This is a genomic window from Umezawaea sp. Da 62-37 (assembly GCF_032460545.1).
Classification (GTDB): Bacteria; Actinomycetota; Actinomycetes; order Mycobacteriales; family Pseudonocardiaceae; genus Umezawaea.
The window spans coordinates 7,503,642-7,530,563 of the sequence record NZ_CP135965.1 but is presented as its reverse complement, the minus strand read 5'-3'; the positions used below and the strand labels follow the sequence as shown (position 1 = coordinate 7,530,563).

The window sequence follows — 26,922 nt, the reverse complement described above, 5'->3', positions numbered from 1 at the left end:
CGTCCGTCTACTCAGGACGGCGGAATGGACGGCAGACGGACAGCGGGCCGAACCTCAGACGTCGCCCGGCAGGACCACGACACCGAGCACACCGGGCCCGGTGTGCGCCCCGATCACGGCCCCCACCTCGGAGATCAGGCACCCCGACGAGCCGGGGATCCGTTCGTCCAACCTGGTCGCCAACTCGGCCGCCCGCTCGGGCGCGGCCAGGTGGTGCACCGCCAGCCCGACCGGCCCGTGCCCGGCCGCCAACGCCGCCAGGTCGACCAGCCTGCCGATCGCGCGGCTCATCGTGCGCACCTTCTCCAACGGCACGATGCGACCGTCCTCGACGTGCAGCAGGGGTTTCACGGCCAGCGCCGTGCCGACCAGCGCGGCGGTCGTGCCGATCCGGCCACCACGGCGGAGGTGGTCCAGCGTCTCCACGCAGAAGTACGCCCGCAAGCGCTTGGCGACCCCCGTGGCCGCGGCTTCCACCGCTTCCGCGGAGCCCCCGGCCGCCGACGCGGCGCACGCGGACAGCACGGCGAACCCGAGCCCCATGCCGGTCGCGCGCGAGTCCACGACGCGGATGCGAGCGGGGTCCACCTCCTCGGCCGCGAGCCGCGCGGCCTCCCAGGTGCCCGACAGCTCACGGGACAGGTGCACCGAGACGACCGACTCGGCGCCCTCGTCCAGCACGGCCCGGTAGACCTCCGCCAACTCACCGGGAGTGGGGCGCGACGTGGTCACCCGGCGATGCTCCCCGAGGGCCGCGGCCAGCTCCGCCGGTCCGAAGTCGACACCGTCCAACGTGCTGCGGCCGTCCACCGCCACGTGCAACGGCACCACCCGGATGTGGTGGCGCTCGGCGAACCCCTCCGGCAGGTACGCCGTCGAGTCGGTGACAACGGTGGTGGGCACGAGTGCGGACACTACGGCGCTCACCCGGTCGTGTGGCTGACCGCCACGGACCTGATGAGATCCGCCATCGCGGAACCCATCAGCTCGTGGCCCTCCCACCCCCAGTGCATGCCGTCGGGGTTGCCGCGCCCCGACCGCACGTGGTCACCGACCACCGCGGCGACGTCCAGCAACGGCACGCCCGTACGCGCGCCCCACTCCCGCACGGCGCGCGCCGCGGCGGGACGGCCTGTGTGGACACCGCCGTACGCGGCGGCGCGGTGCACCGAGGGCACCATCCCGAACGGGAGGATGCCCGGCTCCAAAGCGTGCACGGCGCGCACGGAGTCGTCGAGGTACCGCACGGTCAGGTGCGGCGGCAGGGCGACCGGGTAGCCGCCCAGGAGCCGTGCCAACGCGGGCTGGGCGGCCTTGTAGCCCGTCCGCGCCCACCGGCGCAGACCGTCGGGCCGCAGGTACCGCAACCCCTGCCGCAGGTACGTCGGCAGGGGTGAGGGCAGCGTGTCCATGTGCCCCACCGCGAGCACGAGGACGTCCGTGCGCGGCAGCAGCGACCACACGCGGGGGTCGCCCGTCAGCGACCACCAGGCGTCCCGCGCGGTCCACCCGAACCCGGCCGCGAGTTCCGCGTGCCCGCCCAGCGCCTTGGCGGCGAGGTTCGGCCACAGGCCGGGGTGGTCGGCGGGCAGCGGGCCGTCGGGACCGTGGAACGCCAACGAGTCGGCGAGGACCAGCAGCCTCAACGAGTGGTTCCGGCGTTGTAGGACGACAGCCGCCACCGGCCGTCGCCACCCGGCCTGCGGGTGAACACCGTCCAGTGGCAGTTGCCGATGCCGCCGAACAGCGACCAGGACTCGACCGGCAGGTCCAGGAGCCTGCCGGTCAACGCGGTGATCAGGCCGCCGTGCGCGCAGAGCATCACGGTGCCGGAGAACTCGCGGTCGACCTCGGCCACGACCTCGGCCGCGCGGTCCGCGACCTCGATCCGGGACTCGCCGTCCGGTGGCGCGACCGTGGGGTCGGCGCGCCACTGGTCGATCGAGCCCGGCCACTCGACGTCGACCTCCTCGCTGGTGAGCCCCTGCCACTTGCCCAGGTTCGTCTCACGCAGCCGTTCGTCGATCCGCAGCGGGATGCCGACGGCGTCGGTGAACACCGTCGCGGTGTTCGTCGCCCGCCGCAGATCGGACGCGACCACCAGCTCGGGGGCGAACCTCGTGAGTACGGGCACCGCGAACCTGGCCTGGTTCCACCCCGTCTCGGTCAACGCCGAGTCGAGGTGGCCCTGCCAGCGTCCCGTGGCGTTGTAGTCCGTCTCACCGTGCCGCCACAGCACGAGCCGGTTCAAGGTCATCGGGTGCTCACGCCTCCGCCGTCTCGTCCTCGGCGGGGGCGTCCGCGGACCCCTCGAACTCGATCTGCGGGCAGTCCTTCCACAGCCGTTCAAGGCCGTAGAAGCTGCGCTCCTCGACGTGCTGCACGTGCACCACGACGTCGACGAAGTCGAGCAGCACCCATCGGCCCTCGCGGGCTCCTTCGCGGCGCACCGGCTTGCGGCCGGCTTCCCGCATCTTGTCCTCGATGTTGTCCACGATCGCGCCGACCAACCGCTCGTTGGGAGCGGAGGCGATCACGAAGCAGTCCGTGATCACCAGCTGGTCGGACACGTCGAGCACGATCACATCGTGCGCCTTCTTCTCGTCCGCCGCGCTAGCGGCGACCAGCGCCAACCGTCGTGCCTCGTCGGTGGCTGCCACATCTCTCCTCACCAGCGACCCGAGGATCCGGGTCGTACATCAATTCGATGCGCGCGGATACGCCCGCACGAGTTAATGAGGGTACCGGCGAGCGGACCTAGTCCGGCACCGAGTAGAGCCCGCGCTTGGAGATGTACTGCACGACACCGTCCGGGACGAGGTACCAGACGGGCATGCCGGAGGCCGTGCGCGCCCGGCAGGCGGTCGAGGAGATGGCCATGGCGGGCACTTCCACGAGGGAGACGGACCCGTCCGGCAGGTGCTGGCCGTCGAGTTCGTAACCCGGTCGGGTGACGCCGATGAAGTGGGCGAGGTGGAACACGTCGGCCGCCCGCCGCCAGGACACGATCTGCTCCAGCGCGTCCGCGCCGGTGATGAAGAACAGGTCGGCGTCCGGGTGCGCGGCCTTCAGGTCGGCGAGGGTGTCCACCGTGTACGTGGGCCCGTCGCGGTCGATGTCGACCCTGCTGACGGAGAACCGCGGGTTCGACGCGGTCGCGATGACCGTCATCAGGTAGCGGTCCTCCGACGCGCTGACCACGCGGGACGTCTTCTGCCACGGTTCGCCGGTGGGGACGAAGATGACCTCGTCGAGGTCGAACCTCGCCTGCACCTCGCTCGCCGCGACCAGGTGGCCGTGGTGGACCGGGTCGAAGGTGCCGCCCATGACCCCGAGTCTGCGCCGGTTCGACATGGCTGGTCAGCCTACGGTGCCGGCTCGCGGGTGGTCGGCCGCTCCCGTGGTCGACCACCCGCGTCGCACTGACTCCCCGTCCGCGACCCTGGGGAGCGGGCCGCCTCCGGCGCACCCGGCCCACCCCGAAGCGGAGCCGCGTGCATCGGGGGAACGACGACGTCAGCGGGTCATGACGCCGGTCGGGGATATTTTTTCACCGGTTCGGGATCACGGTTCCGGAGCGATCACCACTCCGTCACCGTCGCGCACCAGGATCGCCTCCATCGGGCAGGACTCCGCGGCGTCCGTGACGAGTTCGTCGGGCTCGATGGAGTCCCGCACGGCGGTCACCTTGCCGTTCTCCAGCCGGAAGTACGCCGCCGCGCTGGACGCGCACATCCCGGTGCCGATGCACGCCTCGCGGTCGACCTGGACCTGCCACTTCGCCATGGGACTACCACCTCACCAGGAGTTCCTGCGGACCGCGCACCAGCCTGCCCTTGCGGAACGGCACCTCGTCGGCGGGCACGGCGAGTTCCAACGAGGGGAACCGGCGCAGCAGCGAGCCGATCCCGACCTGCAGCTCCATCCGGGCCAGCGGGGCGCCGATGCAGTGGTGCACGCCGTGCCCGAACGCCACGTGGGCGTTGTTCTCCCGGTGGAAGTCGATCTCCCCCGGACGCTCGAACATCGCGGGGTCGCGGTTGCCCGCCTGGCCGACGAACACCGCGTCGCCCGCCTTGATCGTCACGCCGCTCAGCTCGACGTCCTCGACCGCGATCCGGGGGAAGCCCGCGGAACCGCCGAGGGGCGTGATGCGCAGCAGTTCCTCCACCGCGGCCGGGAGCAGCTCGGGGTCCGCGCGCAGCTCGGCCAGCCGCTCGGGGTTGGTGAGCAGCGTGTAGATGAAGTTGCCGAGCTGGTTGGCGGTGGTCTCGTGCCCGGCGACCAGCAGGGTCACGCCGAAGTTGACCAACTCCTCCTCGGACAGCCGGTCGCCTTCGTCGCGGGCCGTCACGAGCGTGCCCAGGACGTCCTCGGTCGGCGACTTGCGCCGTTCGGCCACCAGCCCGGCGATGTAGGTCTGGAGGTCCTCGAAGGCCTCGGTGATCTCCTCCGGCGTGAACGCGGTGATCGCGAGCGCGCGGTCCGACCAGTTCCGGAACTGGTCGCGGTCCTCGTACGGAACGCCGAGCAGCTCGCAGATGATCGTGATCGGCAGCGGCATGTTCAGCGCCTCGACGAGGTCGGCGGGCGCACCCTTCGCCTCCACGTCGTCCAGCAGGCCGTCCACGAGGACCTGGGCTCGCTCCCGCAACTGCTCGACGCGGCGCATGGTGAAGCCCTTGGCCACCAGCTTGCGCAGCCTGCCGTGCTCCGGCGGGTCCGTGCTCAGGATCGACGGCCGGTTCGTGATCGCGGGCGACGCCCTGGGCACGTCGCGGCCGAGCACCGCGGCCCGGCTGAAGCGCAGGTCGCCCATCACGGCCTTCACGTCGTCGTACTTGGTGACCAGCCAAGCGTCACCGCCGTAGGGCAGCCGGACCCTCGACACGGGGTTCGTCTCGCGCAGCTCGGCGTAGGTCGGGTCGAGATCCAACCGGACGGCCTCGCTGAAGGGGTAGCTCCTCGGCTCTTGACTCGTCGTCATGCCCCCGCACTCCTCCCAAAGCGCTGATGTAATCAACTGATTACATCTTGACGATAGGCCCCTACTCACGCTCCGTCAACGAACGGCTACCACTTCACCGGCAGCGCCAACGGGCTGCGGACCAACCGTCCGCGCTTGAACTCGACGTCCTCGACGGGCACGGTCAGCTCCAGCGTCGGGAACCGGCGGAAGAGCGTGCCGATGGCCACCTGCAGCTCCATCCGGGCCAGCGGCGCGCCCAGGCAGTGGTGCACCCCGTGCCCGAAGGCGAGGTGCGGGTTCGACCCGCGCCGGAAGTCGATCTCACCGGGAGCGTCGAAGACGGACGGGTCGCGGTTGGCCGCGGCCATGCTGACCAGCACGGTCTGGCCCGCGCGCGCCGTGACGCCGCCGAGTTCCACGTCCTCCAGCACCACCCTCGGCAGCGCGACCATCGCAGCCAGCGGGATCACCCGCGCGAGCTCCTCGACGGCGGGCCGCAGCAGGTCGGAGTCGTCGACGAGCGACCTGAGCAGCGTGGGGTGCTCGAACAGCGTGCAGATCGCGTTGCCCAGCAGGTTCGCGGTCGTCTCGTGCCCCGCGACCAGCAGCGTCACGCCGAAGACGACCAACTCCTCCTCGCTGAGCCGATCCCCGTCGTCGTGCGCCTGCACGAGGACGCCGAGCATGTCGTCGGAAGGCGTGCGCCGCCGTTGCGCGACCATGCCCGCGATGTACTCCTGGAGGCCAGCGAACGCGGCCCCGATCTCCTCGGCGCCGAACGCCCCGAAGCCGAGCAGCACGTCGCTCCAGGCCTGGAACTCGCCCCGCTCCCGCCGCGGCACCCCCAGCAGGTCGCAGATGATCGTGATCGGCAGCGGCGTGGTCAGCAGCGGGACGAGGTCCGCGGGCGCCCCCTGCGCCTCGATCCGGTCCAGCGCCGCGTCCACGACCTCCTGCGCGCGGACCCCCAGCTGCTCGATCCGGCGGGCGGTGAACGCCTTCGCGACCAGCTTGCGCAGCCTGCCGTGCTCCGGCGGGTCCATCGACAGGATGTTGGGGTTCTCCAGCACCGGCGAGGTCCGCGGCACGTCGTTGCCGACCGTCGCCCAGCGGCTGAACCTCGGGTCGGCCAGGACCGTCCTGACCTCCTGGTAGCCGGTGGCGAGCCAGCCCTCGCCGCCGAAGGGCATGCGCACCCAGGACACCGGCTCGGTCTCCTGGAGCCGCAGGTAGGTCGGGTCGAGGCGCAACCGGTCGGCCTCGCTGAAGGGGTCGGACGTCGTGGTCATCGCGCACTCCTCGGCGAAGATGTAAGCAGGTGCTTACATCTTCGAGCCCAGAGAGGCCCGCGACGGACCGTCAACGCCCCGTCTCGTCAGGTGCTACCGCTCGATGCGCTCCAACAACGTGGCCGCCGCGTCCAGCACGAGGCGCACGACCTCCTCGGTGTCCGCGGTGCGCAGGACGTCCCGGTGCGCGCTCGCCCGCAGCATGCTGATGCCGACCACCCACCCCAGCACCAGCTCGGCCCGCAGCTCGCCGTTCCCGGCGTCGGTCAACGTGCTCAGGGCGCGCACGTAGTCGTCGCCCAGCTCCTCGCGGATCCCGGCGGCGGCGTTGTCCACGCCGCCGGACTGCAACGCGGTGAACAGCAGGTGGTCGGCCTGCCGCGGCCCCTTCTCCAGCAGCCGCCGCAGCACGCCCTCCAGCAGCCGCCCGGCGGAGTCGCCCTCCAGCAGTTCGCGCCCCTGCCCCGCCATGACGGAGGCGTACAGGGCGTCCTTGCTGCCGAAGTACCGGAACAGCAGCGCCTGGTTCACGCCGGCGCGCGCGGCGATGTCGCGCACCGTCGCGTGCTCGAACCCGCGCTCGGCGAACAACGACGTCGCGGCGTCCAGCAGGGCGGCACGAGTCGCCGCCGAGTCGCGGCGGCGCGGTTCGGCGGTCACGACGTCGGCCGGACGTGCCCCTCGCCCCAGACGACCCACTTGGTCGAGGTGAGCTCGGCCAGTCCCATCGGGCCGCGGGCGTGCAGCTTCTGGGTGGAGATGCCGATCTCCGCGCCCATGCCGAACTCGGCGCCGTCGGTGAACCCGGTCGAGGCGTTCACCATCACCGCCGCCGCGTCCACCCGCGTGGTGAACCGGCGGGCGGCCTTCACGTCGGAGGTCACGATGGCCTCGGTGTGGCCGGTGCCGTGCTCGTTGATGTGCGCGATGGCCTCGTCGAGCGTGCCGACGACCTTGGCCGCGATGTCCAGGGACAGGTACTCGGTGTCCCAGTCCTCGTCCGTCGCGGGCACCACCTCGGTGCCGGACAGGCTCGCGAACACCGGGTCCGCGTGCACGGTGACGCCGGCGGCGTGCAGCGCCTCGGCGATGCGCGGCACGAACACGTCCGCGATGTCCGCGTGCACCAGCAGGGACTCCGCGGAGTTGCACACGCTGGTGCGGCGGGTCTTGGAGTTGAGGACGATCGCCTCGGCGTCGTCGAGGTCAGCCGCGGCGTCCACGTACACGTGCACGTTGCCGACGCCGGTCTCGATCGTGGGCACGGTGGCGTTCGCGACGACGGTGGCGATCAGGCCCGCGCCACCGCGCGGGATCACCAGGTCCACCAGGCCGCGCGCGGTGATCAGGTAGTTGACCGACGCGCGGTCGTGGCACGGCAGCAGCTGCACGCAGTCCCTCGGCAGCCCAACCGCCTCCAGCGCGTCGCGCAGCACGGCAACCAGCGCGGTGTTGGAGTTCTCCGCCGACGACGACCCGCGCAGCAGCGCCGCGTTGCCGGACTTCAGCGCCAGGCCCGCCGCGTCGACGGTCACGTTCGGACGGGCCTCGTAGACCATGCCGACCACACCGAGCGGGACGCGCACCTGGCGCATCTCCAGGCCGTTGGGCAGCAGGCCGCCGCGCAGCACCTCGCCCACCGGGTCGGCCAGGCCCGCCACGGTCAGCAGGCCCTCGGCGACGCCGTCGACGCGCTGCTCGGTCAGGGCCAGGCGGTCGAGCATGTTCTCCGTCAACCCGGCGGCGCGACCGGCCTCCAGGTCGACGGTGTTCGCCTTGAGGATCTCCTCGGACCTCTCGCGCAACGCCGCGGCCATCTCGCGCAGCGCCGCGTCCTTGCGCTCGCGGGTCGCCAGCACCAGGTCCTCGGCGGCGACACGGGCCCGGCGGGCGGCGGCGTGCACCTCTTCGCGCAGTTCAGCGGTCACGGCGTCCAGCTTAGGTCCAGTCAGGGGGTCCTCGCGCCGCGGTATCCCGGATGCTGAACACGGTTTTGTCGGTGGGACCTGTCATGGTGTGGACATGGACGAACTCTCCCTCCGGGAGCTGGCCGACGAGCGACTGCGGGCCCTCGCGGGCCCGGAAGCCGTGCTGCGCGACGACCAGTGGACCGCGATCCACGCGCTGGTCGCGGAACGCAGGCGTGCGCTGGTGGTGCAGCGCACGGGGTGGGGCAAGTCCGCGGTGTACTTCATCGCGACGGCGTTGCTGCGCGGGCTGGGCGAGGGGCCGACGGTGATCGTCTCGCCGCTGCTCGCGTTGATGCGCAACCAGGTCGAGGCGGCGGCGCGGGCGGGCGTGCACGCGATGACCATCAACTCGGCCAACACCGACGAGTGGGAGCACGTGCAGGAGGCGGTGACGGCGGGCGACGTCGACGTCCTGCTGGTGTCGCCGGAACGGCTGAACAACCCGGACTTCCGGGACAACGTGCTGCCGTCGCTCACCGCGTCGGCCGGGCTGCTCGTGGTGGACGAGGCGCACTGCATCTCGGACTGGGGCCACGACTTCCGGCCGGACTACCGGCGGCTGCGGACGCTGCTGACCGAACTGCCCACCGGGGTGCCCGTGCTCGCGACGACGGCCACGGCGAACGACCGCGTGGTGCGCGACGTGGCCGAGCAACTGGGGCTCGGCTCGGGGTCGGACGCGCTGGTGCTGCGCGGCCCGTTGGACCGGGAAAGCCTGCGGCTGGCGGCGGTGCGGCTGCCGACGGCCGAGGCGAGGCTCGGCTGGCTCGGCGAGCGGCTGGCGAAGCTGCCGGGGTCGGGGATCATCTACACGCTCACCGTGGCCGCGGCGGACGACGTGGCGGCGTTCCTGCGGGAGCGCGGGTACGAGGTGGCGGCCTACTCGGGGCGGACGGACCCGGCGGAGCGGCAGCGGTCGGAGGAGGACCTGCTGGCGAACCGGGTGAAGGCGCTGGTGGCGACCTCCGCGCTGGGCATGGGGTTCGACAAGCCCGACCTGGGGTTCGTGGTGCACCTGGGCGCGCCGCCCTCCCCCATCGCCTACTACCAGCAGATCGGCCGTGCGGGCCGCGGTGTGGAACGGGCCGACGTCCTGCTGCTGCCGGGCCCGGAGGACAAGGACATCTGGGCGTACTTCGCGTCGATGGCGTTCCCGCCGGAACGGGTGGTGCGACAGGTCCTCGGCGCGTTGGCGGACGCCGGGCGCGTGCTGTCGACCGCCGCCCTGGAACCGATGGTCGAACTGTCGCGCAACCGGCTCGAGGTGGTGCTCAAGGTGCTCGACGTCGACGGCGCCGTGAAGCGGGTGCGCGGCGGGTGGGAGTCGACGGGCCGGGAGTGGTCCTACGACGCGGAGCGGTACGACCGCATCGGCGAGGCGCGACAGGTCGAGCAGCAGGCGATGCTCGACTACCTGAGCACCTCCGGCTGCCGGATGGAGTTCCTGCTGCGGCAGCTCGACGACCCGAGCGCGAGCCCGTGCGGGCGGTGCGACAACTGCACCGGCGAGCGGCCGTCCGCCGAGGTGTCGTCCGGTGCGGCGACGGTCGCGCGGGAACGGCTGATGCGCCCCGGTGTGGACGTGGCACCCCGCAAGCTGTGGCCGAGCGGGATGGCGGCGCTGGGCGTCCCGCTGTCGGGGAAGATCGCCGTGGGCGAGTCGGCCGACGCCGGGCGGGCGTTGGGACGGCTGACCGACATCGGGTGGGGCAACAGGCTGCGGGCGCTGTTCGCGGAGGACGACCAGCCGATCCCGGACGACGTGTTCCAGGCGTGCGTGAAGGTGCTCGGCTCGTGGGACTGGGCGGAACGGCCGGTCGGGGTGGTGACCGTGGGGTCGCGGGGCAGGCCGGCGCTGGTGGGCAGCTTCGGTGCGCGGATCTCCGAGATCGGGCGGCTGCCGCTGCTGGGGCAGGTGTGGGTCGGTGGGGCGACCCAGCGGGCGAACAGCGCGCAACGGCTCTCCGGACTGTGGAACGGGGTCCAGGCGCCGGACCTGTCCGGAGTGGACGGACCGGTGCTGCTGATCGACGACCGGATCGACACCGGGTGGACGATGACGGTCGCGGCCCGCGCGCTGCGCAAGGCGGGGGCGGGCGCCGTCCTGCCGTTCGCGTTGGCGGTGACCGCGTAGGTGCTGGAGGAGCGGCTGCCCGGCGGGTTCGTGAACGAGGTCGTGCGCGTCGGGGACACGGTGCGCAGGACGTCGGCGGGCGGATTCGCCCACCGCGTGCTGGAGCACCTGGAGGAGTGGCCGGGCGCGCCGCGACTGCTGGGCGTCGACGCGCGGGGCCGGGAGGTGTTGGAGTTCCTGGACGGGCACGTGGCCTGGGAAGCCGAGCAGCCCGCCGCGGTGGGGTCAGAGGCGAGCCTGGCGGGGGTCGCGCGGTTGACGCGCGAGTTCCACGACCTCACGTCGGGGTTGGCGGGCGACCGGGAAGTGGTGTGCCACAACGACCTCTCACCCAAGAACACCGTGTACCGCGACGCGGGCAAGGGGCTGCGGCCGGTGGCGTTCATCGACTGGGACCACGCGGCGCCCGGTCCGCGCGTCCACGACCTGGCGCATGTGTGCTGGCAGTACACGGGTGCGGGGCCGGGGGCCGATGTCGGGGCGGTGGCGCGGGGCGTCCGGGTGATCTGCGACGCCTACGGACTGGAGGACCGGAGCACGCTGATCGACACGGTGCTGTGGTGGCAGGACCGGTGCTGGCGGGACATCGTCGCCGATCAGGGGCCCGCGGGTGAGCGGCTTCGGGCGGCGGGAGTGGTCGAGGAGGTGCGGGGGCGGTACGAGTGGGTGGCTGAGCACCGGGCGGAACTGGACCCCCGGTGATCGACCGGCCCTCGGATTCGTCGGGTAGGCGTACCGAAGTGACGGGGTGTCGGCGATCTGGTCAGCGGAGCCGGGCTGTGGGATGGTCCGGAGATGGTGGAGGTGGCGGAGCAGAGGCATCGGCTTCCGGTTCGGAAGCTCATCGCGGCGAGCCTGGGAAACGCGATCGAGTGGTACGACTGGACCATTTACGCGACTTTCAGCATCTACTTCGCGACGGCGATCTTCCCCTCCGGCAACGCTGAGCTGGCGCTGATCAACACGTTGGCCACCTACGCGCTGGCGTTCTTCTTCCGCCCGCTGGGCGGGTACCTGCTGGGGCGGTTCGCCGACCTGCGCGGGCGGAGGACGGCGATGCTCCTGACGATCGCGCTGATGGCGGGCGGGTCGACGGCGATCGCGGTCCTGCCGACCTACGAGCAGGTGGGGTGGTTGGCGCCGATCCTGTTGCTGCTGGCCAGGATCGCGCAGGGACTGTCGTTGGGCGGGGAGGTGTCGAACGCGTCGGCGTACCTGGCGGAGATCTCGCCGCCCGCGCGGCGGGGGCGGTACTCGTCGTTCTTCTACATCTCCACCGGCACGGCGGTGCTGATCGCGTCGCTGATCGGGTTCACGTTGGCGCGGACGATGGACAAGGCGCAACTCGGGTCGTACGGGTGGCGGATCCCGTTCCTGGTCGGCGGTGCGCTCGGGCTGGTGGGGTTGTGGTTGCGGCGCAGCCTGGCGGAGACGGAGCAGTTCGAGCAGAACAGGGTGAAGGCCGAAGCGCTCAAGCGGCCGCTGCTGACGACGTTGCGCGAGCACCCGAAGGCGGTGGGGCGGCTGGTGGGCTTCTCCATGCTGTCCACGCTCTGCTACTACACGTTCTTCTCCGCGCTGACGCCGTTCGCGGTGAAGAGCCGGGGCGTGGACGCGGTGGACGTGTTCCTGGCGCTGTCGATCGCGACCACGCTGTTCATCGCGTTGCAGTACCCGATGGGCGCGCTGTCGGACCGGTTCGGGCGCAGGCCGCAGCTGCTGGTGTGGTCGGCGGCCACGGCGGTGCTGGTCGTCCCGCTGTCGTCGTTGATCAAGCCGGGGCTGACCGGGCCGTTGATCGTGTTCTGCGTCGGACTGGGGCTCTACACGATGATGACGTCGATCGCGCCCGCCACGATGAGCGAGCTGTTCCCGACGGAACTCCGCGGGCTCGGCATCGGCGCCTGGTACAACCTCACGGTCGCGGTGTTCGGCGGCACGGCACCACTGGTGATCGCCGCGCTGGCCAACCGGGGGCTGTCGAACGTGTACTTCTACTACGTGGCGGCGGGTGCCGCGATCGCGTTCCTGGTGATCCTCACCCTGCCGGAGACCAAGGGCTCAGAGTTGCGCTGAGCGCAAGCCGGTGAACACGACCGCCAGCGTGCGCTCGCGGAGGTCGGCGTCCCAGCCCGAGTGCAGCGCGCCCTGACTGGTGGCGGCCAGCAGCGCCATCACCTCGTCCAGCCGCACGCCCGCCCGGACCACGCCCGCCGCCTGCGCCTGGTCGAGCAGGATGCCGACCGCCTCGCGGAGCAGTTGGAGCTGGTCGGAGACGAGGATGTCGATGCCGAGCAGCTCGACGACGGTCTTGCGGGACGCGGCGCGCTCGACCAGGTGGGCGAAGAACGTGAACAGCGACGTGGCCGGATCCCCTTGGCGGACCAGGGACTCCACCTCCTCGGCCAGTTCGCGGACGAGTTCCTTCATCAGCGCGGACAGCAGGTCGTTCTTGGTCGGGAAGTGCCGGAAGACCGTGCCGATGGCCACCCCCGCCCTGGCGGCGACCTCCTCGGTCGACGCGGACGCGCCCTTCGCGGCGAAGATCTCGTCGGCGGCGGCCAGGATGCGTGCCCGGTTCCGCTGGGCATCCGCGCGCATCGAAAAATCCCTTCGTTGACAACCTGAGTCGTGACTCATTATCGTCCAAGCTGAGTCTTCGCTCATCTTACTGGAGGATCATGATGAACGCACGTGAGGTCTACGCGTCGATGAGCCGGGGCTGGCTCGATCCGACGATCCTGGACGACCTGTGGGCCGAAGACGTGGTCGTGGAGACGCCTTTCGCCGCGCCGGGCAGGCCGAAGCGGATCGAGGGGCGGGAGGCGTTCGTCGCGTTCGCCAAGGCGGGGCGCGAGGCGATGCCCGTGCGGCTGGAGGAGTACCGGGAGGTGGCGCTCCACGAGACCGCCGATCCCGACGTGCTCGTGGTGGAGTACGAGTTGGTGGGCCGGTCGACGATCACCGGCAGGCGGGGCACGGCGGCGTTCGTCGGGGTGCTGCGGGTCCGCGACGGCAGGATCGCGCACTGGCGCGAGTACCAGGACACGATGAGCATGGTCGCCGCGATGGCGGGCTGAGCGTTCAGCACAACGATCGCGGGCTGAGCGTCGAGCACCGCACTCGCGGGTACAACGTTCAGCACAGTCCTCGCGGGCTGCGCGTTCAACACCGTGCTCTCGGGCCGAGGTTGAGCACCGTCAACGCGGACCGGACGTCGGCACTGCCATTGAGGACTGGACACATCAACCCCGCCCTCGCCGGCGAGGTGTACCGCCGCGCGGGGTGAGCGATTGAACGTGCGATGGCGGGCCGAGCCCCGTTCAGGAGCGGTGCAGGGCGACCAGGTCGTCCGCGTGCACGACCTCGCGCCGTTGCTCCGCGGGCAGTTCGTGGCTGGACCGGCCGATCAGCGCGGGTAGTTCGGCGGCGTCGAACGCCACCACTCCCCTGGCCACGACCTGGCCCGAGGTGTCCGCCAACTCGACCACGTCACCGGCTTCGAACGCGCCCTCAATAGCGGTGATGCCCGTGGCCAGCAGGGAACGCCTGCGGCCGACCACGGCGGAGACGGCGCCGTCGTCGAGGATCAGCTTGCCGTTCGCGTCGGCGGCGTAGCCGAGCCAGAAGCGGCGCGCGGTCAGCCGGGTCCCGGTGGCGGCGAAGGCCGTGCCCACGTCGGTCGGCCCCAGTGCCCGTGCGGCGTCGCCGGAACCGGCCAGCAGGACCGGGATGCCCGCGGACGCCGCCAGGGTGGCCGCAGCCAGTTTGGAGGCCATGCCGCCGGTGCCCAGCGCGCCGCCGGTACCCGCGCGGACGCCGTCCACGTCGTCCGGGCCGCCGACCTCGGTGATCCGACGGGCCTCGGCCAGTCGAGGATCACCGTCGTAGAGGGCGTCCACGTCCGAGAGGAGGAACAGCGCGTCGGCACCGATCAGGTGCGCCACCAGCGCGGCGAGCCGGTCGTTGTCGCCGAACCGGATCTCCTCGGTGGCCACGGTGTCGTTCTCGTTGACCACCGGCACCACACCCAGCGCCAGCAGGCGCGAGAACGTGCGCTGCGCGTTGCGGTAGTGCGAGCGCCGCACCACGTCGTCCGCGGTCAGCAGGACTTGACCAACGGTCAACGAGTAGCGGCCGAACGAGTTGCCGTAGGCGTGGGCCAGTGCCAACTGGCCCACGCTGGCGGCGGCCTGCTGGGTCGCCAGGTCCTTCGGGCGGCGGGTGAGCCCCAACGGGGCCAGGCCCGCCGCGATCGCGCCCGAGGACACGAGCACGATCTGACCGCCCCCCGCGCGGCGGGCGGCGAGCGCGTCCACCAGCGCGTCCAGCCGGGCCGGGTCGAGCCCGCCCTCGGCCGTCGTCAGCGAGGAGGAACCGACCTTCACGACAACCCTGGTGGCCGAAGCGATCGCCTTGCGGGCCAACGAGACCTCCACGCCGCCGATCATCACTCCTCGAAATCGTCCTCGTCGTACACACCGGGCAGCCGGCGCGCCTTCTTGAGCGCCTTGCGCTCGTGCGCGCCGATTCGGTCGTTGCTCTCCAGCCGCAGGTCCGTGCCGCGACCGGTCATGGTCATCGCGATGCCCGCGGGCGTCGACGGCTCCCAGTCGAAGACCAGGTCGCCGATGGTGACCTGGGCGCCGGGCACCGCACCGCGCTTGACCAGCACCTCTTCGACGCCCATTCGGGCGAGGCGGTCCGCGAGGTAGCCGACGGCCTCGTCGTTGGAGAAGTCCGTCTGCCGGATCCAGCGCTCGGGGCGGTCGCCCTTGACGATGAACCCGCCCTCGGTCTCCGGGTCGTCGTGGACGGTGAAGCCCTCGTCGTCCACGGCGGTCGGCCGCAGCACGATCCGGGTGGACTCCTGCTTCGGCTTGGTCGCGCGGTACTCCTCGACGACGGCGCCGAGCGCGTAGGTCAGCTCGCGCAGGCCCTCGCGGGTCGCGGTCGAGATCTCCAGCACCTGGAGGCCCCGTGCCTCGATGTCCGCCTTCACCAACTCCGCGAGTTCACGGGCCTCGGGCACGTCGATCTTGTTCAGCACGACCAGCCGCGGCCGGTCGCTCAGGTCCCCGCCCAGTGACGGGGTGTACTTCGCGAGCTCCTCCTCGAGCGCGTCGATGTCCGACAGCGGGTCGCGGCCCGCCTCGAACGTCGCGCAGTCGACGACGTGCACGAGGACCGCGCAGCGCTCGATGTGGCGCAGGAAGTCCAGGCCGAGGCCCTTGCCCTCGCTGGCGCCGGGGATCAGGCCGGGGACGTCCGCCATGGTGAAGACGGTGGCGCCCGCGGTGATCACGCCGAGGTTCGGTACCAGGGTGGTGAACGGGTAGTCGGCGATCTTCGGCTTGGCCTCGGAGAGAACCGAGATCAGCGACGACTTGCCCGCCGACGGGAATCCGAGCAGGCCGACGTCGGCGACGGACTTCAGCTCGAGGACGAAGTCACCGCCCTCGCCGGGCTCGCCCAGCAGCGCGAAACCGGGCGCCTTGCGGGCCCTGGACGCGAGCTGCGCGTTGCCCAGGCCTCCACGGCCGCCGCGGGCGGCGATCATGCGGGTGCCCTCGCCCACGAGGTCGGCGACGATCTTGCCGTCCTCGGTGAGGACCACGGTGCCGTCCGGCACGCGCAGTTCGAGGTTCTCGCCGTTCGCGCCGTCGCGGTTGGCGCCCTGGCCCTGCTTGCCGTTGGTGGCGGCGGCGTTCGGGCGGAAGTGGAAGTCCAGCAGCGTGTGCACGTTGGAGTCGACGACCAGGACGACGTCGCCGCCCTTGCCGCCGTTGCCGCCGTCAGGACCGCCCAGCGGCTTGAACTTCTCCCGGTGCACCGACGCGCAACCGTTGCCACCCTCGCCAGCGGCTACGTGGATAACCACCCGGTCGACGAATCGGGACACGGGAACTCACTTCCAAAGGGTCATGCGAAAGGGGGGACAAACGCCGAGCGCCGTGTATCCGCGGTGGCGGACACACGGCGCTCGGTGGAATCAGGTCGGATCTACGCAGCGACCTTGGCCTCGACCGGCACGATGTTGACGGTCTTGCGACCGCGCTTCGAGCCGAACTCGACCGCGCCGGGGGCGAGGGCGAACAGCGTGTCGTCCTTGCCGCGGCCGACGTTCACACCGGGGTGGAACTTGGTGCCGCGCTGGCGGATCAGGATCTCGCCGGCTTTGACGACCTGACCACCGAACCGCTTGACACCCAGGTACTGGGCGTTGGAGTCGCGGCCGTTACGGGAGCTGGATGCACCCTTTTTGTGTGCCATGGCTAGTCAGGTCCTCACTTACCGGTGATGCCGGTAACCTCGACGCGGGTCAGCTTCTGACGGTGACCCTGCCGCTTGTGGTAGCCGGTCTTGTTCTTGAACTTGTGGATGCGGATCTTGGGACCCTTGGTCTGCTCGACGACCTTGCCGGTCACCAAGAACTTCCCGAGGGCCTCAGCGTCTGCGGTGACGTCAGTGCCGTCCACGACGAGTAGCGCCGGGAAAGTGAACTCAGTGCCCGGGGCGCCCTCGAGCTTCTCGACCTCGACGACGTCGCCGACAGCCACCTTGTACTGCTTGCCGCCAGTCTTGACGATCGCGTACATCAGGACGGAAGTCTCCTGCTACTCGACGGTGACGGGGCCGCGCGCGCCCAGGCTTTCGTGAATCACCATTACGTGAGTCAGAGTCGCCGGGCTACACACGACAGGGCCCACCGGACGGCGGGCCGTGTACCAGGTTACGTGGCTGTGCACGGCGAGGTCAAACTGGGGTGCGCGTAGCCCGATTCCCCTGGTCAGCAGCGAAAACGGAAGCGCCCCGAACGGTGATTCCGACGGCTTTCGCCGCGCTTCCGCGAGCCGCCGGATGTGCTCGACGCCACAAAAAGCCGCAGGGCCCGTGCCGGTTCGGCACGGGCCCCGCGATCAGTTCTGTCAGCCCTCGGTCACACCGACGGGCGGGCCCGCGGGACGGGTCGCCGCACGACGCGACGTCCGGCGCCGGGGCGCGATCACGGTCGGCGGTTCCTGCTCGACCGGCTCGGGAGCCACGTGGCCGTTCAGCGCCTGCTGCGGCGCGACGGCCTCAGCCGGAGACCCAACCGGAGCCTCAACCGGCGCAACGACGTCGACAACCGGCGGAGCCTCGACAGGAGCCGCCACGACAGTCTCAGACGCATCACCTACGGGCTCCTGGACCTGCTTCGCGGCACCCGCGTCCCGACGCGCCCTGCGCCGCTCCCGGTTGCGGTCGCGCCGATCGCGCTTCGCACCGTCCTGAGCGGACTGGGCGTCCTGGTCCAGCAGCACGGCGGCCTCGTTCGTGTCCACGACGAAGTCGCCCACCGGCTCGTCCGAAGTGGACGGAGCGGACTGCGCGGGCTGCACCGGCGGCGCGGTCTCGACGACCTCGGCCACCGGCTCGTCGACGACGACCTGCGCGTCGGTGTGCTCGCCGCCGTCGCCGCCACCGCGGTTGCGCTGGCGGGACTTCCGGCTCGGCTGCTGCTGCTGGGTCTGCTGCTGCTGAGGAGCGCTGGGGGCCGTGGCGGGCGCGCCGCCGCCGCCGTGCGCGTGCACGGGGTCGGTGGACACGACGACGCCGCGACCGCGGCAGTGCTCGCACGTGGTGCTGAAGGCCTCGAGCAGACCGGTGCCGACCCGCTTGCGGGTCATCTGCACCAGACCGAGCGAGGTGACCTCGGCGACCTGGTGGCGGGTGCGGTCCCGGCCGAGGCACTCGGTCAGGCGGCGCAGCACGAGGTCGCGGTTCGACTCCAGCACCATGTCGATGAAGTCGATGACGATGATGCCGCCGATGTCGCGCAACCGGAGCTGGCGGACGATCTCCTCCGCCGACTCCAGGTTGTTCCTGGTCACCGTCTCCTCGAGGTTGCCACCCGATCCGGTGAACTTGCCCGTGTTGACGTCGATGACCGTCATCGCCTCGGTGCGGTCGATGACCAGGTAGCCGCCCGAGGGCAGCCAGACCTTGCGGTCGAGCGCCTTGAGCAGCTGCTCGTCGATGCGGTGCTCGACGAACGCGTCCGACTGGCCGATGTGCTTGCGCAGCCGGTCGTGGAGGTCCGGCGCCACGTGGCGGACGTACCCGTCGATGGTCTCCCAGGCGTCCGTGCCCTGGACGATCAGCGCGGAGAAGTCCTCGGTGAACAGGTCGCGGACGACCTTCACCAGCAGGTCCGGCTCTTCGTACAGCAGCTGCGGCGCCTGCGCCTTGGGCGTGGCGGCCTTGTCCTTGATGACCTGCCACTGCGCCTGGAGGCGGGTGACGTCGCGGCCCAGCTCGTCCTCGGCGATGCCCTCCGACGCGGTGCGGATGATGACACCGGCGTCCTCGGGGACGACGCGCTTGAGGATGTCCTTGAGGCGCTTGCGCTCGTTGTCCGGCAGCTTGCGGCTGATGCCGGTCGCGCCGCCGCCGGGCACGTACACCAGGAAGCGGCCGGGCAGGCTGATCTGGGTGGTCAGGCGGGCGCCCTTGTGGCCGATCGGGTCCTTGGTGACCTGCACCAGGACGCTGTCGCCGCTGGACAGGGCCTGCTCGATCTTGCGGGACTTGCCCTCGAGACCGGCGGCGTCCCAGTCGACCTCACCGGCGTAGAGCACGGCGTTGCGGCCGCGGCCGATGTCGATGAACGCGGCCTCCATGCTCGGGAGCACGTTCTGCACCCGGCCGAGGTAGACGTTGCCCGCCAGCGAACCGGTGCCGGACGAGGTCACGAAGTGCTCCACGAGGACACCGTCCTCCAGGACACCGATCTGGGTGCGGTCGCCGCGCTCGCGGACCACCATGGTGCGCTCGACGGACTCGCGGCGGGTCAGGAACTCGGCCTCGGACAAGACCGATACACGACGACGGCCCGCTTCGCGACCGTCGCGGCGGCGCTGGCGCTTGGCTTCCAGGCGGGTCGAGCCCCGGATGCTGCGCACCTCGTTCTGCGCGGCCTCGGAGTCGGCCTTGTCGTCCCGCGCGTCGCGGGGTTCCCGCTGCTCACGGACTTCACGGACGTGCACGACCGTGTTCGGCGGGTCGTCCTCGGTGATCGCGGGCTCGTCCTCGGCGCCGGTCTTGCGGCGACGACGACGACGCCTGCGGCGGCTGCCGCCGTCCGACCCCTCGTCCGCCCCCTGGTCGTCCTGGTCGGCCGACGCCTCGGCGTCGTCCTCCTCGGACTCCTCGGCGCCCTCGCCGTCCTCGCCGACGTCCTCGGCGCCCTTGCCGCGACCACGGCCGCGACGGCCGCGGCGACGACGGCGACGGCTGTCGCTGTCCTCACCGGACTCGTCGTCGGCGGCGTCGTTCTGGTCGGCGTCCGCCTCCAGCTCGGCGTCCTCGTCGTAGTCCTCGACGGGCTCCTCGACGACGACCGGCTTCGCCCGGCCGCGGCCGCGCTTGGGAGCGGGCTCCTCGGCCTGGGGGGCGGGCGCGGTCGGCGCCATGAACACCGCGGACGGCGGCGCGAACAGCGGGGTGAACGCTGCCACGTCCCGGACCTGGCGGGCCGGGATGGCGGGCTCCTCGTACACCTCGACGTCGACCTCGCCGGAGACGACGTCGTCCCAGTCCAGCAGGCTCTCGGCCACCTTCAGGGCGATGTCGCGGCTCACGCTGGACTGGACCCCGCGCACCGTCTCGCCGAGATCGGCGAGCGCGGCGACGACGTCCTTGCTGCTGGCACCCAGCAGCTTCGCCAGCGCGTGCACCCTGAGCTTGGCGGGCAGATCAGCCAACTCCGGGTGTGCGGATGTGACGTTATCCCCGCCGGGGTTACCGGCAGGCTTGTCCTTGTTCGACATGCAGCTCCTCCGCCCCCGGGCGCGTCTACTCGAAGACGCGGCCGCGCAGGGGCCTCTCTAGTCCAGTCTCCGCCGCGGCTGGCGGCGGGAATCCTTGCCAACGCCGACCGGTATCCGCGCTCTTCGAGCACGGGCGCACAGCCGGCAGGTCCTTCGACGACGCCCTTAGCGGCGCTCCTGCTCCCCGGCCACCGGCTCGGACTCCGCCACCCTGTCCGGGGCCAGCGGGTCTACCAGTCCACCATCGTCGTCGAGCCGTCCCTGCGCCATCCGGGTCGCCTTCGCGGGCACCGGCGGAACCAGGTCGGCGACGACGCGGAGCGCGCTCAGCACGTCATCGGGTCGAACGGTAGGCGTTGTCTGCCGTACGACCGTCACGAGTATCCCACACGGCTGTGACAAATCAGGCCCATCGTGGCCTGCGTCGCTCGATTGGTCCTCGACCAGGGCCGACACCACGGCGGGACGGACGTCCAAGATCCGCTTCCCGTCCTTGGTCGGGCGCTCGACCTCGACCGATTCCGCGGCCAGCAGCGCGGCTACGGCGACCCGAAGCTCCTCCGGCGACACGCCGGGCAGTTCGACCCGCCAGGAACTGGCCTCGATGCGCTCGGTGAGGTTCCCACCGGTCGAGATGACGATCTCCAGCACGTCCAGCCCCGGCGGCAGCGCCTCGTCCAGGACCAGCCGCAGCTTCTCCAGGTCGACGAGCTGGACGACCTGGAACTCGACGTACTCCGCCTCGCTGGCGACCCCGGTGGGCGAGGCGCCGATCCAGGACACCTTCGGCCGCGGGCTGAAGCCCTGCGAGTACGCCATCGGCACGCCCGCACGACGGAGCGCGCGCTCGAAGCTGCGCGCCACGTCGCGGTGCGAGGTGAAGCGCAGCCTGCCGCGCTTGGCGTAGCGCACGCGGAGCTTCTGCACCGGCGGGGCCGACGGGTTGTTGGGCTGCTGCTGGCGGCTCAGTGCTGCTCCTCGGTGCGTGGCGGGGGTGGTGGCACCCCAACGGCCCAGGCTGCTACTCCAGCAGGACGGTACCGTGGAGCGGTTCGAGCCGTTGAGGTTGTCTGGTCACGCGCACGTGGTTACCGTCCGCCTACAACGGTCACCCGGCGCCGTCGAACGCAGTACGTCCAGCCATGGAGGTCCCCCGTGCCTCTGCTCCGCCGCGCCCGAGCGGTCGCGGTCAGCGCAGCTCTGCTCCTCAGCGGTAGCCAGGTGGCGTCCGCCGCTGTCTCCGCGCAATCCGAGCAGTCCTCGACTCCGGTCGTCGCGTGCACGCAGCCGGGACCGGTCCTGCGCTACCTCGTGGTGTTCGACGAAGGCACGAGCCAGCCCTTGGCCGAGGCGGAGATCGCCGCGTCGTGCGGCACGTCCACCGTCTACTACCCGCAGATCGGCGTGGCCGTGGCGACCTCGCCCGACCCGTCGTTCGGCAGGCGGATGGGGGCCGACCGGGCGTACAGCGCGCAGGCGGAGGCGATCTCCAAGCACACCGGCGCGGTCGTGCGGAAGAAGGTCGACGAGACCGAGATGGGCAAGGCCTCCCGCACCGGTGCGGTCGACCGCACCGTCGAGCAGTGGGACATGGACCTGATCAAGGCCGCCGAGGCGCACGCCATCAACAACGGCAGCCGCGACGTCGTCGTCGGCGTGCTCGACTCCGGCATCGACCCGAACCACCCCGACCTCGTCGACGCCCTCGACCCCGGCCTGTCCGCGGGCTGCGCCACCGGCAAGGCGGACACCTCCGTGGCGGCCTGGTCGCCCACCACCTCGGCGCACGGCACGCACGTGGCGGGCACCATCGCCGCCGCGGACGACGGCCGGGGCACCACCGGCGTCGCGCCGGGCGTGCGGATCGCGTCGGTGAAGGTCGTGGACGACGACGGGTACATCTACCCGGAGTACGCGGTGTGCGGCTTCATGTGGTCGGCCGTCCACGGGATGACCATCACGAACAACAGCTACTTCATCGACCCGTGGGTCTTCACCTGCCAGAACCAGGTCGGCCAGAAGGTCGTCTACGAGGCCGTGCGGCGCGCCGTCGACTACGCGTCCGGCCGGGGCGTGCTGACCGTGGCGGCCGCGGGCAACGGCGCCACCGACCTGAGCAAACCCGACCGCGACTCGCAGAGCCCGACCAACGCGGAAGAGGTCAAACCGCGCGCCCTGGACAACACCTGCCTCGTGCTGCCCGCCCAGCTCCGCTCGGTCGTGGCCGTGTCGTCCGTGGGCGCCGACGAGGTCAAGGCGGGCTACAGCTCGTACGGGCTCGGCGCGGTGGACCTCACGGCCCCCGGCGGCGACCGCAAACAGGTGCCCGAGAACCAGTCCGACGGATGCGTGCTGTCCACGGTGCCCGCCGGCTACGACTACTCCTGCGGCACGTCCATGGCGACCCCGCACGTATCGGGCGTGGCGGCACTGCTGGCCTCCGTGCACCCGGAGGCCACCGCGCCGGAACTGACCCGGATGTTGAACGCGCAATCGGAAACCCTGCCCTGCCCGGCCGACTACGACCTGAACGGGACCGGGGCGCAGGACGCCTACTGCACCGGCTATTCGGAGTACAACGGGTTCTACGGCCACGGGTTGGTCGACGCTCTGGCAGCAGTGACGCAGTAGGGCCGCTGGAGGTGCTTGCGGCCGGGCGGACACGCTGGAGTAGGCGTCCCCCGGTCGGGAAGGCCCCCCGATGTACACGCTACGGATGGGGTACGACAGTTTTCGGTTTCGCTTCGCCGGCGGCGCGATGGCGGAAAGGGCCGAAGTGGTGATCGGACACCCGTGACCTGCGCACAGGCCGGGTCTGCAAAGAGGCTGGCGGACTACAACAGCACCGGGCACAGCCGCCGACGAACCACAACGCACTGGCAAAGCCGAAAGACCACAACGCAACAAACAAACAGGCGACCAACACAACACCCGCCGATCACAACGGCACCCAACCCGAACCGCCGATTGACCACCCACCGAGCAAGCTCGTCCGCTGTGCGGCCGGCTTTACTTGGGGTTTTCGGCCCTACACTTTCAACGGCGGGCAGGAGCGCTACCACCTGCCCTTTTAGACCGCCGAGGGCCGAAAAGCGGGGCCCCAAGTCAAGCTGGCCGTACCCGGAGAACATGGATCCGACACCCGGCGACCCAGCACGACAACCACCAATACCCGCCCAACCACGACAGACGCACCCCCCCCGGCGACCCACCCACGAACACCCCAAAACCAGGGTCCCCCAACCGCGAAACCCCCAACACAAACGCTACCGCCAACCTACGACAATTCCCGCAAGCCCAAACCCATGAGAGCGCTCCCAACCAGCGAAGCTACTCATGCCCGGAATGCGAACCCAAAGCCTCCGCAAGATCCGCCCGCCCCGCGATACCAAGCTTCCGATAAGCACCCGACAAATGCAGCTCAACCGTCCGCCGCGTCAAGAACAACGCCTCGGCGATCTGCCGGTTGGTCAACCCCTGCGCCGCCATCCCCGCAACCCTGGTCTCCTGCTTCGTCAGCCCGTGCACGGTCCCCTCGGCAGTAACCGGCTCACACGCTCGCAGCTCGTCCCCCGCAAGGCGGATAAGGGGTTGGGCCTCGCACTTGGCGCTGATCTCCACGGCCCTGCGGAGGTGCGGGATGGCGCGCTCGGGCTGGCCGCGCCTGCGGAGCTGGGCGCCCAGCTCGAAGAAGGCCTCGGCGAGGGTGAGCTTGGCGGTGGACTCGGAGAGGAACTCGGTCGCCTTGAGGAGCGCCCTGGTGGCGGCGTCCTCGTCGTCGGCGCTGAGGCCGACCGACAGCAGCGCGGTGCCGAGCGCTCTCGGCGTGCCCCACTGCCGGGCCATCTCGTGGTCTTCCTTGGCGAGCACGGCGGCGGGTTCGCGTTGGCCCTGCGCCAGGTGGGCCCGGACGGCCAGTGCGCGCCACGGGATGACGGCGGGGCTGTCGACGGCGGAGGCCTCCAGGCGGCGGCCGCACTCGAGCAGGTCGGCGAGGGCGCCCGCGGGGTCGTCGGTGGCGAGCTTGAGCTTGCCGCGGGAGTAGAGCACGAGGTTGTGCTGGAACAGTTCGGGCAGCTCGCCCGCGAAACCGCTGCGCGCCAGCAGGTCGCGGGCCTCGTCGGCCCGGCCGAGGTCGACGAGAACCTCGGTGAGCCTGGCGGCGCAGAGGATGGCCATCGGGCAGTCGCGGACGGCGTCCAGCTCCTCGAACAGCCGCATCTGCCACTTGAGGAACGTCTTCGCCCTGATCAGCTCGCCGGACGCGAGGAAGTCCATGCCGTGCGCCAGGGACACCGCGGTTCCCTTGCGCAGGTGGAAGTCGTGGGGTTCCTCGGTGCTGCTGATCATCCGCCGGAACTTGTCCGACAGCTCCGGCGCGTCGACGAGGAAGCAGGTGGACAGCGTGAACACGAAGGGCTGCATGAAGACGTCGGCGCGCTCGCCCGCCAGCGCCTCGTCGGCGTGCTTCACGGCCTCCAGCGCCGAGTCGCCGCGCAGCGCGTGGCCGAGCGACATGATCACCGAGTGCAGCTGGCGCAGCCGGGGGTCGTCGGGCTGCTCCGACTCCAGGTCGTCGGTGAACAGGCTGGCGCGCAACGCCAGCCCGAGGTCGTTGCCCGCGGCGGCGAGGTAGCACATGGCGCGCAGTTCCCAGAACTCGTCCTTCTCCTGGGAACTGAGCCGGGACTGCACCTGGAGCCCGATGGACAGCGCGAGGCGCGCTTCGTGCGCGGTGCACGACCGCAGCAGCATCGTCACGGCCTGGCCGACGGCGGAACGGACGTCGTCGGCGTGCGCGAGCGCTTCGCGCAGGCGGGCCATGCCCTTCCCCGGATCGCCGAGGAACTCCGCGTGCACCAGTTCGAGCTGCACGGCGAGGCGCTCGTCGGGGGTGAGGGGTTCGTCCAGCGCGCGTTCGAGGAGGTCGCGGGCGAGTTCCAGCCTGCGGTGGTGGGCGGCTTCGCGGGCCGCGCGGCGCAGGACGTCGAGCCCCCACGGGACGCGGATGCCGCGCGCCTCCAGCAGGTGCCCGGCGACCTCCACGTCGGAGGCGTCGGCGTCGGCGAGCAGGCGGGCGGCGCGGGCGTGGTCCGCGGCGCGGGTGGCAACCGGCAGGTCGCGCAGCACCGAGTTGCGGACGAACGGGTGCTGGAAGGACACCGTGTGGCTGTTGCAGAGGATCCGCAGACGCACCAACGCGTCGATGCCGCGCAGCGCCTGGGCGTAGTCCACTCCGGACATCGCGGCGACGACGTCCACGGTGGCCTCGTCGCCGAGAACCGCCACCGCCCGGACGAGTTCGACGCAGCCGGGCAGCGGGCGCAGCCGGACGCGGAGCTGCTCGCCGATGTCCGCCGACGCGAGGTCGCGCACCTCGGCGGGCGTGACGGCGCCGATCTCGTCGCCGAAGTGCAGGCGCAGCGCGCCGAACATCGACTGGAGCAGGTAGGCGTTGCCGCCGGTGACCTCCAGGCAGGCCGCTGCGAGGTCGGCGTGCACCGGCGCGGAGATGTTGGCCCTGAGCAGATCCGTGACACCGTGGATGTCCAGTCCACCCAGGACGACGGTCTCGGCGCTGCACCCGGTGAGCTCCTGCAGCGACACCTCACGGGCGGGCGGGTGGCCGGTGGTGGAGCCGAGCAGGATCAGCACGGGCTGGTCGATGATCCGGCGGCGGATGTAGGCCATGGACCGCATCGACCAGATGTCGGTGACGTGGATGTCGTCGACGATGATCAGCACCGGCCGCTTCTCCGCGGCCTGGCGGACGAGTCGGTAGAACGCTTCGAGGGACGACACGCGGTCGGGGCGCAGGTCCACGCCCTCGCCGTCGAGGTCGTCGGCGAGCTGGCGGATGACACCGCCGTCGAGGTGCGTCTCGAGTCGTGCCCCGTGCCCGACGGCGACGGCGAACCCCATCGTCCTCGCCAGTTCGGCGGTGGCCTCCAGCAGCACGGACTTGCCGACGCCCAGCTCACCGGTCATCGTGACGATCGCCGAACGGCCCGCCGCCGCCTTCGCCAGCATGGTCCGCATGGTGCGCAGCTCGACGTCGCGACCGAGGCACGCCGACTGGGCCGCGGGCACGAGCACGGGTCTGTGGACCACCCACGCGGGCACTGGGGATGTCACCTGGAGCTCCGATCTGCGGCGCCTGGCAGGGTGCGCGCGAGGCCGTGGGAGCGGGGAGCACCACCGTATGGCATCTGTCCAGACCGGGCGTTCCGGTTGTCCTTCGGTACCGAGAGCCCCGGCCGCAGCCGGTCCGGATTTCCTTCGGTACCCACCGTAGAGACCTGGGCCGCGCGGTGGTCCAGACTTGGCGCCACGAGCTGTTGGGCCGATCGGCGGTACGGCGCGATCGGGCGGTGGGTCAGCCCCACGACACGGATGTCGACGGGGCGCTGGAGAGGTGGTCGTCGGTCGGGAGCGACCCGGAGATGGCCGGTACCGCCACCACGGCCACGAGCAAGGGGCTCGCCGCGATGAGCGGCAGACCACGTACCGGCACACCGCAGTCGCCGCGCTTCCGCCTGTCCGATTCGAGGGTGGCGGGAATTCGTCGTGCCGACAATCCGAATTGTTCCGCGATGGTCAGCACCCTCGGAATTGTCTGAAATTCGACAAGGTCGCGCTGACACCGGACACAACCGGTCAGATGGTCGTCAAAAGCAAGCTCGGCGCCCTCACCGAGGACGCCGAGCAGGTACGCGGTGACGTCGGAATGTGACGACATCATCCGCCT

At 71.1% G+C, this 26,922-nt stretch carries 24 protein-coding genes; 5 read left to right on the top strand and 19 right to left on the bottom strand.

Annotation, left to right across the window (positions count from 1 at the left end; genetic code table 11):
* Window positions 1-54: 54 nt before the first annotated feature.
* The 10 genes from RM788_RS34755 to RM788_RS34710 all read right to left on the bottom strand — a co-directional run bounded on the left by RM788_RS34755 (window position 55) and on the right by RM788_RS34710 (window position 8,210).
* The gene (locus RM788_RS34755) at window positions 55-903 is read right to left on the bottom strand and encodes a DegV family protein (protein WP_315923054.1); all 849 of its coding nucleotides are present in this window, start codon (window positions 901-903) and stop codon (window positions 55-57) included.
* Between the two features lie 20 nt (window positions 904-923).
* Entirely contained in the window at window positions 924-1,646 is a 723-nt protein-coding gene (gene octT / locus RM788_RS34750) for a diglucosylglycerate octanoyltransferase (protein WP_315923052.1), read from the bottom strand.
* A complete protein-coding gene (locus tag RM788_RS34745) occupies window positions 1,643-2,257 on the bottom strand; it encodes a histidine phosphatase family protein (protein ID WP_315923050.1) in 615 nt (204 codons plus the stop codon). The genes octT and RM788_RS34745 overlap by 4 nt, the downstream gene beginning before the upstream one ends.
* Before the next feature lie 7 nt (window positions 2,258-2,264).
* Window positions 2,265-2,660 (bottom strand): ribosome silencing factor, encoded by a 396-nt coding sequence (rsfS, locus tag RM788_RS34740; RefSeq protein WP_315923048.1) that lies wholly within the window; start codon window positions 2,658-2,660, stop codon window positions 2,265-2,267.
* A gap of 97 nt (window positions 2,661-2,757) precedes the next feature.
* Window positions 2,758-3,354, bottom strand: coding sequence for a nicotinate-nucleotide adenylyltransferase (nadD, locus tag RM788_RS34735; protein ID WP_315923046.1), 597 nt, complete (start codon window positions 3,352-3,354; stop codon window positions 2,758-2,760).
* Between the two features lie 210 nt (window positions 3,355-3,564).
* Entirely contained in the window at window positions 3,565-3,786 is a 222-nt protein-coding gene (locus RM788_RS34730; protein WP_315923044.1) for a ferredoxin, read from the bottom strand.
* 4 nt (window positions 3,787-3,790) lie between these two features.
* The gene (locus RM788_RS34725; RefSeq protein WP_315923042.1) at window positions 3,791-4,987 is read right to left on the bottom strand and encodes a cytochrome P450; all 1,197 of its coding nucleotides are present in this window, start codon (window positions 4,985-4,987) and stop codon (window positions 3,791-3,793) included.
* 86 nt (window positions 4,988-5,073) lie between these two features.
* On the bottom strand, window positions 5,074-6,258 hold the full coding sequence (locus tag RM788_RS34720) for a cytochrome P450 (protein ID WP_315923040.1): 1,185 nt from the start codon (window positions 6,256-6,258) through the stop codon (window positions 5,074-5,076).
* 93 nt (window positions 6,259-6,351) lie between these two features.
* On the bottom strand, window positions 6,352-6,918 hold the full coding sequence (locus tag RM788_RS34715) for a TetR/AcrR family transcriptional regulator (protein WP_315923038.1): 567 nt from the start codon (window positions 6,916-6,918) through the stop codon (window positions 6,352-6,354).
* The gene (locus RM788_RS34710; RefSeq protein WP_399345191.1) at window positions 6,915-8,210 is read right to left on the bottom strand and encodes a glutamate-5-semialdehyde dehydrogenase; all 1,296 of its coding nucleotides are present in this window, start codon (window positions 8,208-8,210) and stop codon (window positions 6,915-6,917) included. The genes RM788_RS34715 and RM788_RS34710 overlap by 4 nt, the downstream gene beginning before the upstream one ends.
* 70 nt (window positions 8,211-8,280) lie before the next feature.
* Here RM788_RS34710 and RM788_RS34705 point away from each other — a divergent pair, with 70 nt between their 5' ends.
* The 3 genes from RM788_RS34705 to RM788_RS34695 all read left to right on the top strand — a co-directional run bounded on the left by RM788_RS34705 (window position 8,281) and on the right by RM788_RS34695 (window position 12,438).
* Window positions 8,281-10,362, top strand: a complete 2,082-nt coding sequence (locus RM788_RS34705; RefSeq protein WP_315923033.1) for a RecQ family ATP-dependent DNA helicase — start codon at window positions 8,281-8,283, stop codon at window positions 10,360-10,362.
* Entirely contained in the window at window positions 10,363-11,064 is a 702-nt protein-coding gene (locus tag RM788_RS34700; RefSeq protein WP_315923031.1) for a phosphotransferase, read from the top strand.
* Between the two features lie 93 nt (window positions 11,065-11,157).
* A complete protein-coding gene (locus tag RM788_RS34695) occupies window positions 11,158-12,438 on the top strand; it encodes an MFS transporter (protein ID WP_315923029.1) in 1,281 nt (426 codons plus the stop codon).
* On the opposite strand, the gene RM788_RS34690 is transcribed toward RM788_RS34695, so the two are convergent.
* Window positions 12,424-12,963, bottom strand: a complete 540-nt coding sequence (locus RM788_RS34690; protein ID WP_315923027.1) for a TetR/AcrR family transcriptional regulator — start codon at window positions 12,961-12,963, stop codon at window positions 12,424-12,426. The two genes, RM788_RS34695 and RM788_RS34690, sit on opposite strands and share 15 nt — an antisense overlap.
* Window positions 12,964-13,043: 80 nt before the next feature.
* Here RM788_RS34690 and RM788_RS34685 point away from each other — a divergent pair, with 80 nt between their 5' ends.
* Entirely contained in the window at window positions 13,044-13,442 is a 399-nt protein-coding gene (locus RM788_RS34685) for a nuclear transport factor 2 family protein (RefSeq protein WP_315923025.1), read from the top strand.
* A gap of 243 nt (window positions 13,443-13,685) precedes the next feature.
* Here the strand turns inward: RM788_RS34685 and proB are convergent, their stop codons facing one another.
* The 6 genes from proB to RM788_RS34655 all read right to left on the bottom strand — a co-directional run bounded on the left by proB (window position 13,686) and on the right by RM788_RS34655 (window position 21,101).
* The gene (gene proB, locus RM788_RS34680) at window positions 13,686-14,813 is read right to left on the bottom strand and encodes a glutamate 5-kinase (RefSeq protein ID WP_315923023.1); all 1,128 of its coding nucleotides are present in this window, start codon (window positions 14,811-14,813) and stop codon (window positions 13,686-13,688) included.
* Entirely contained in the window at window positions 14,813-16,264 is a 1,452-nt protein-coding gene (gene obgE, locus RM788_RS34675) for a GTPase ObgE (RefSeq protein ID WP_315923021.1), read from the bottom strand. The genes proB and obgE overlap by 1 nt, the downstream gene beginning before the upstream one ends.
* A gap of 101 nt (window positions 16,265-16,365) precedes the next feature.
* Window positions 16,366-16,635 (bottom strand): 50S ribosomal protein L27, encoded by a 270-nt coding sequence (rpmA, locus tag RM788_RS34670; protein WP_315923019.1) that lies wholly within the window; start codon window positions 16,633-16,635, stop codon window positions 16,366-16,368.
* A 14-nt stretch (window positions 16,636-16,649) separates the two neighbouring features.
* A complete protein-coding gene (gene rplU / locus RM788_RS34665; protein ID WP_106192725.1) occupies window positions 16,650-16,961 on the bottom strand; it encodes a 50S ribosomal protein L21 in 312 nt (103 codons plus the stop codon).
* Window positions 16,962-17,291: 330 nt separating this feature from the next.
* Entirely contained in the window at window positions 17,292-20,174 is a 2,883-nt protein-coding gene (locus RM788_RS34660) for a translation initiation factor IF-2 N-terminal domain-containing protein (protein ID WP_315923016.1), read from the bottom strand.
* A gap of 165 nt (window positions 20,175-20,339) precedes the next feature.
* Window positions 20,340-21,101, bottom strand: a complete 762-nt coding sequence (locus tag RM788_RS34655; protein ID WP_315923014.1) for a TIGR03936 family radical SAM-associated protein — start codon at window positions 21,099-21,101, stop codon at window positions 20,340-20,342.
* Window positions 21,102-21,329: 228 nt separating this feature from the next.
* Between RM788_RS34655 and RM788_RS34650 the strand changes: the two genes are divergently transcribed.
* A complete protein-coding gene (locus tag RM788_RS34650) occupies window positions 21,330-22,805 on the top strand; it encodes a S8 family peptidase (RefSeq protein WP_315923012.1) in 1,476 nt (491 codons plus the stop codon).
* Window positions 22,806-23,504: 699 nt separating this feature from the next.
* Here the strand turns inward: RM788_RS34650 and RM788_RS34645 are convergent.
* Together RM788_RS34645 and RM788_RS34640 are read right to left on the bottom strand one after the other, a co-directional pair.
* Complete coding sequence (locus RM788_RS34645) at window positions 23,505-26,309, bottom strand: LuxR C-terminal-related transcriptional regulator (protein WP_315923010.1); 2,805 nt, start codon at window positions 26,307-26,309, stop codon at window positions 23,505-23,507.
* Window positions 26,310-26,550: 241 nt separating this feature from the next.
* Window positions 26,551-26,916 carry a zf-HC2 domain-containing protein gene (locus RM788_RS34640; RefSeq protein WP_315923008.1) on the bottom strand — a complete coding sequence of 122 codons (366 nt, stop codon included), beginning with the start codon at window positions 26,914-26,916 and terminating at the stop codon, window positions 26,551-26,553.
* Between the last annotated feature and the right edge of the window lie 6 nt (window positions 26,917-26,922).

Coding starts and splice junctions, on each gene's coding strand:
- RM788_RS34745 (WP_315923050.1), bottom strand. CDS start 2,257: ATGACCTTGAACCGGCTCGTGCTGTGGCGGCACGGTGAGACGGACTAC.
- nadD (WP_315923046.1), bottom strand. CDS start 3,354: ATGTCGAACCGGCGCAGACTCGGGGTCATGGGCGGCACCTTCGACCCG.
- RM788_RS34730 (WP_315923044.1), bottom strand. CDS start 3,786: ATGGCGAAGTGGCAGGTCCAGGTCGACCGCGAGGCGTGCATCGGCACC.
- RM788_RS34725 (WP_315923042.1), bottom strand. CDS start 4,987: ATGACGACGAGTCAAGAGCCGAGGAGCTACCCCTTCAGCGAGGCCGTC.
- RM788_RS34720 (WP_315923040.1), bottom strand. CDS start 6,258: ATGACCACGACGTCCGACCCCTTCAGCGAGGCCGACCGGTTGCGCCTC.
- RM788_RS34705 (WP_315923033.1), top strand. CDS start 8,281: ATGGACGAACTCTCCCTCCGGGAGCTGGCCGACGAGCGACTGCGGGCC.
- RM788_RS34695 (WP_315923029.1), top strand. CDS start 11,158: ATGGTGGAGGTGGCGGAGCAGAGGCATCGGCTTCCGGTTCGGAAGCTC.
- RM788_RS34690 (WP_315923027.1), bottom strand. CDS start 12,963: ATGCGCGCGGATGCCCAGCGGAACCGGGCACGCATCCTGGCCGCCGCC.
- RM788_RS34685 (WP_315923025.1), top strand. CDS start 13,044: ATGATGAACGCACGTGAGGTCTACGCGTCGATGAGCCGGGGCTGGCTC.
- proB (WP_315923023.1), bottom strand. CDS start 14,813: ATGATCGGCGGCGTGGAGGTCTCGTTGGCCCGCAAGGCGATCGCTTCG.
- rpmA (WP_315923019.1), bottom strand. CDS start 16,635: ATGGCACACAAAAAGGGTGCATCCAGCTCCCGTAACGGCCGCGACTCC.
- rplU (WP_106192725.1), bottom strand. CDS start 16,961: ATGTACGCGATCGTCAAGACTGGCGGCAAGCAGTACAAGGTGGCTGTC.
- RM788_RS34660 (WP_315923016.1), bottom strand. CDS start 20,174: ATGTCGAACAAGGACAAGCCTGCCGGTAACCCCGGCGGGGATAACGTC.
- RM788_RS34640 (WP_315923008.1), bottom strand. CDS start 26,916: ATGATGTCGTCACATTCCGACGTCACCGCGTACCTGCTCGGCGTCCTC.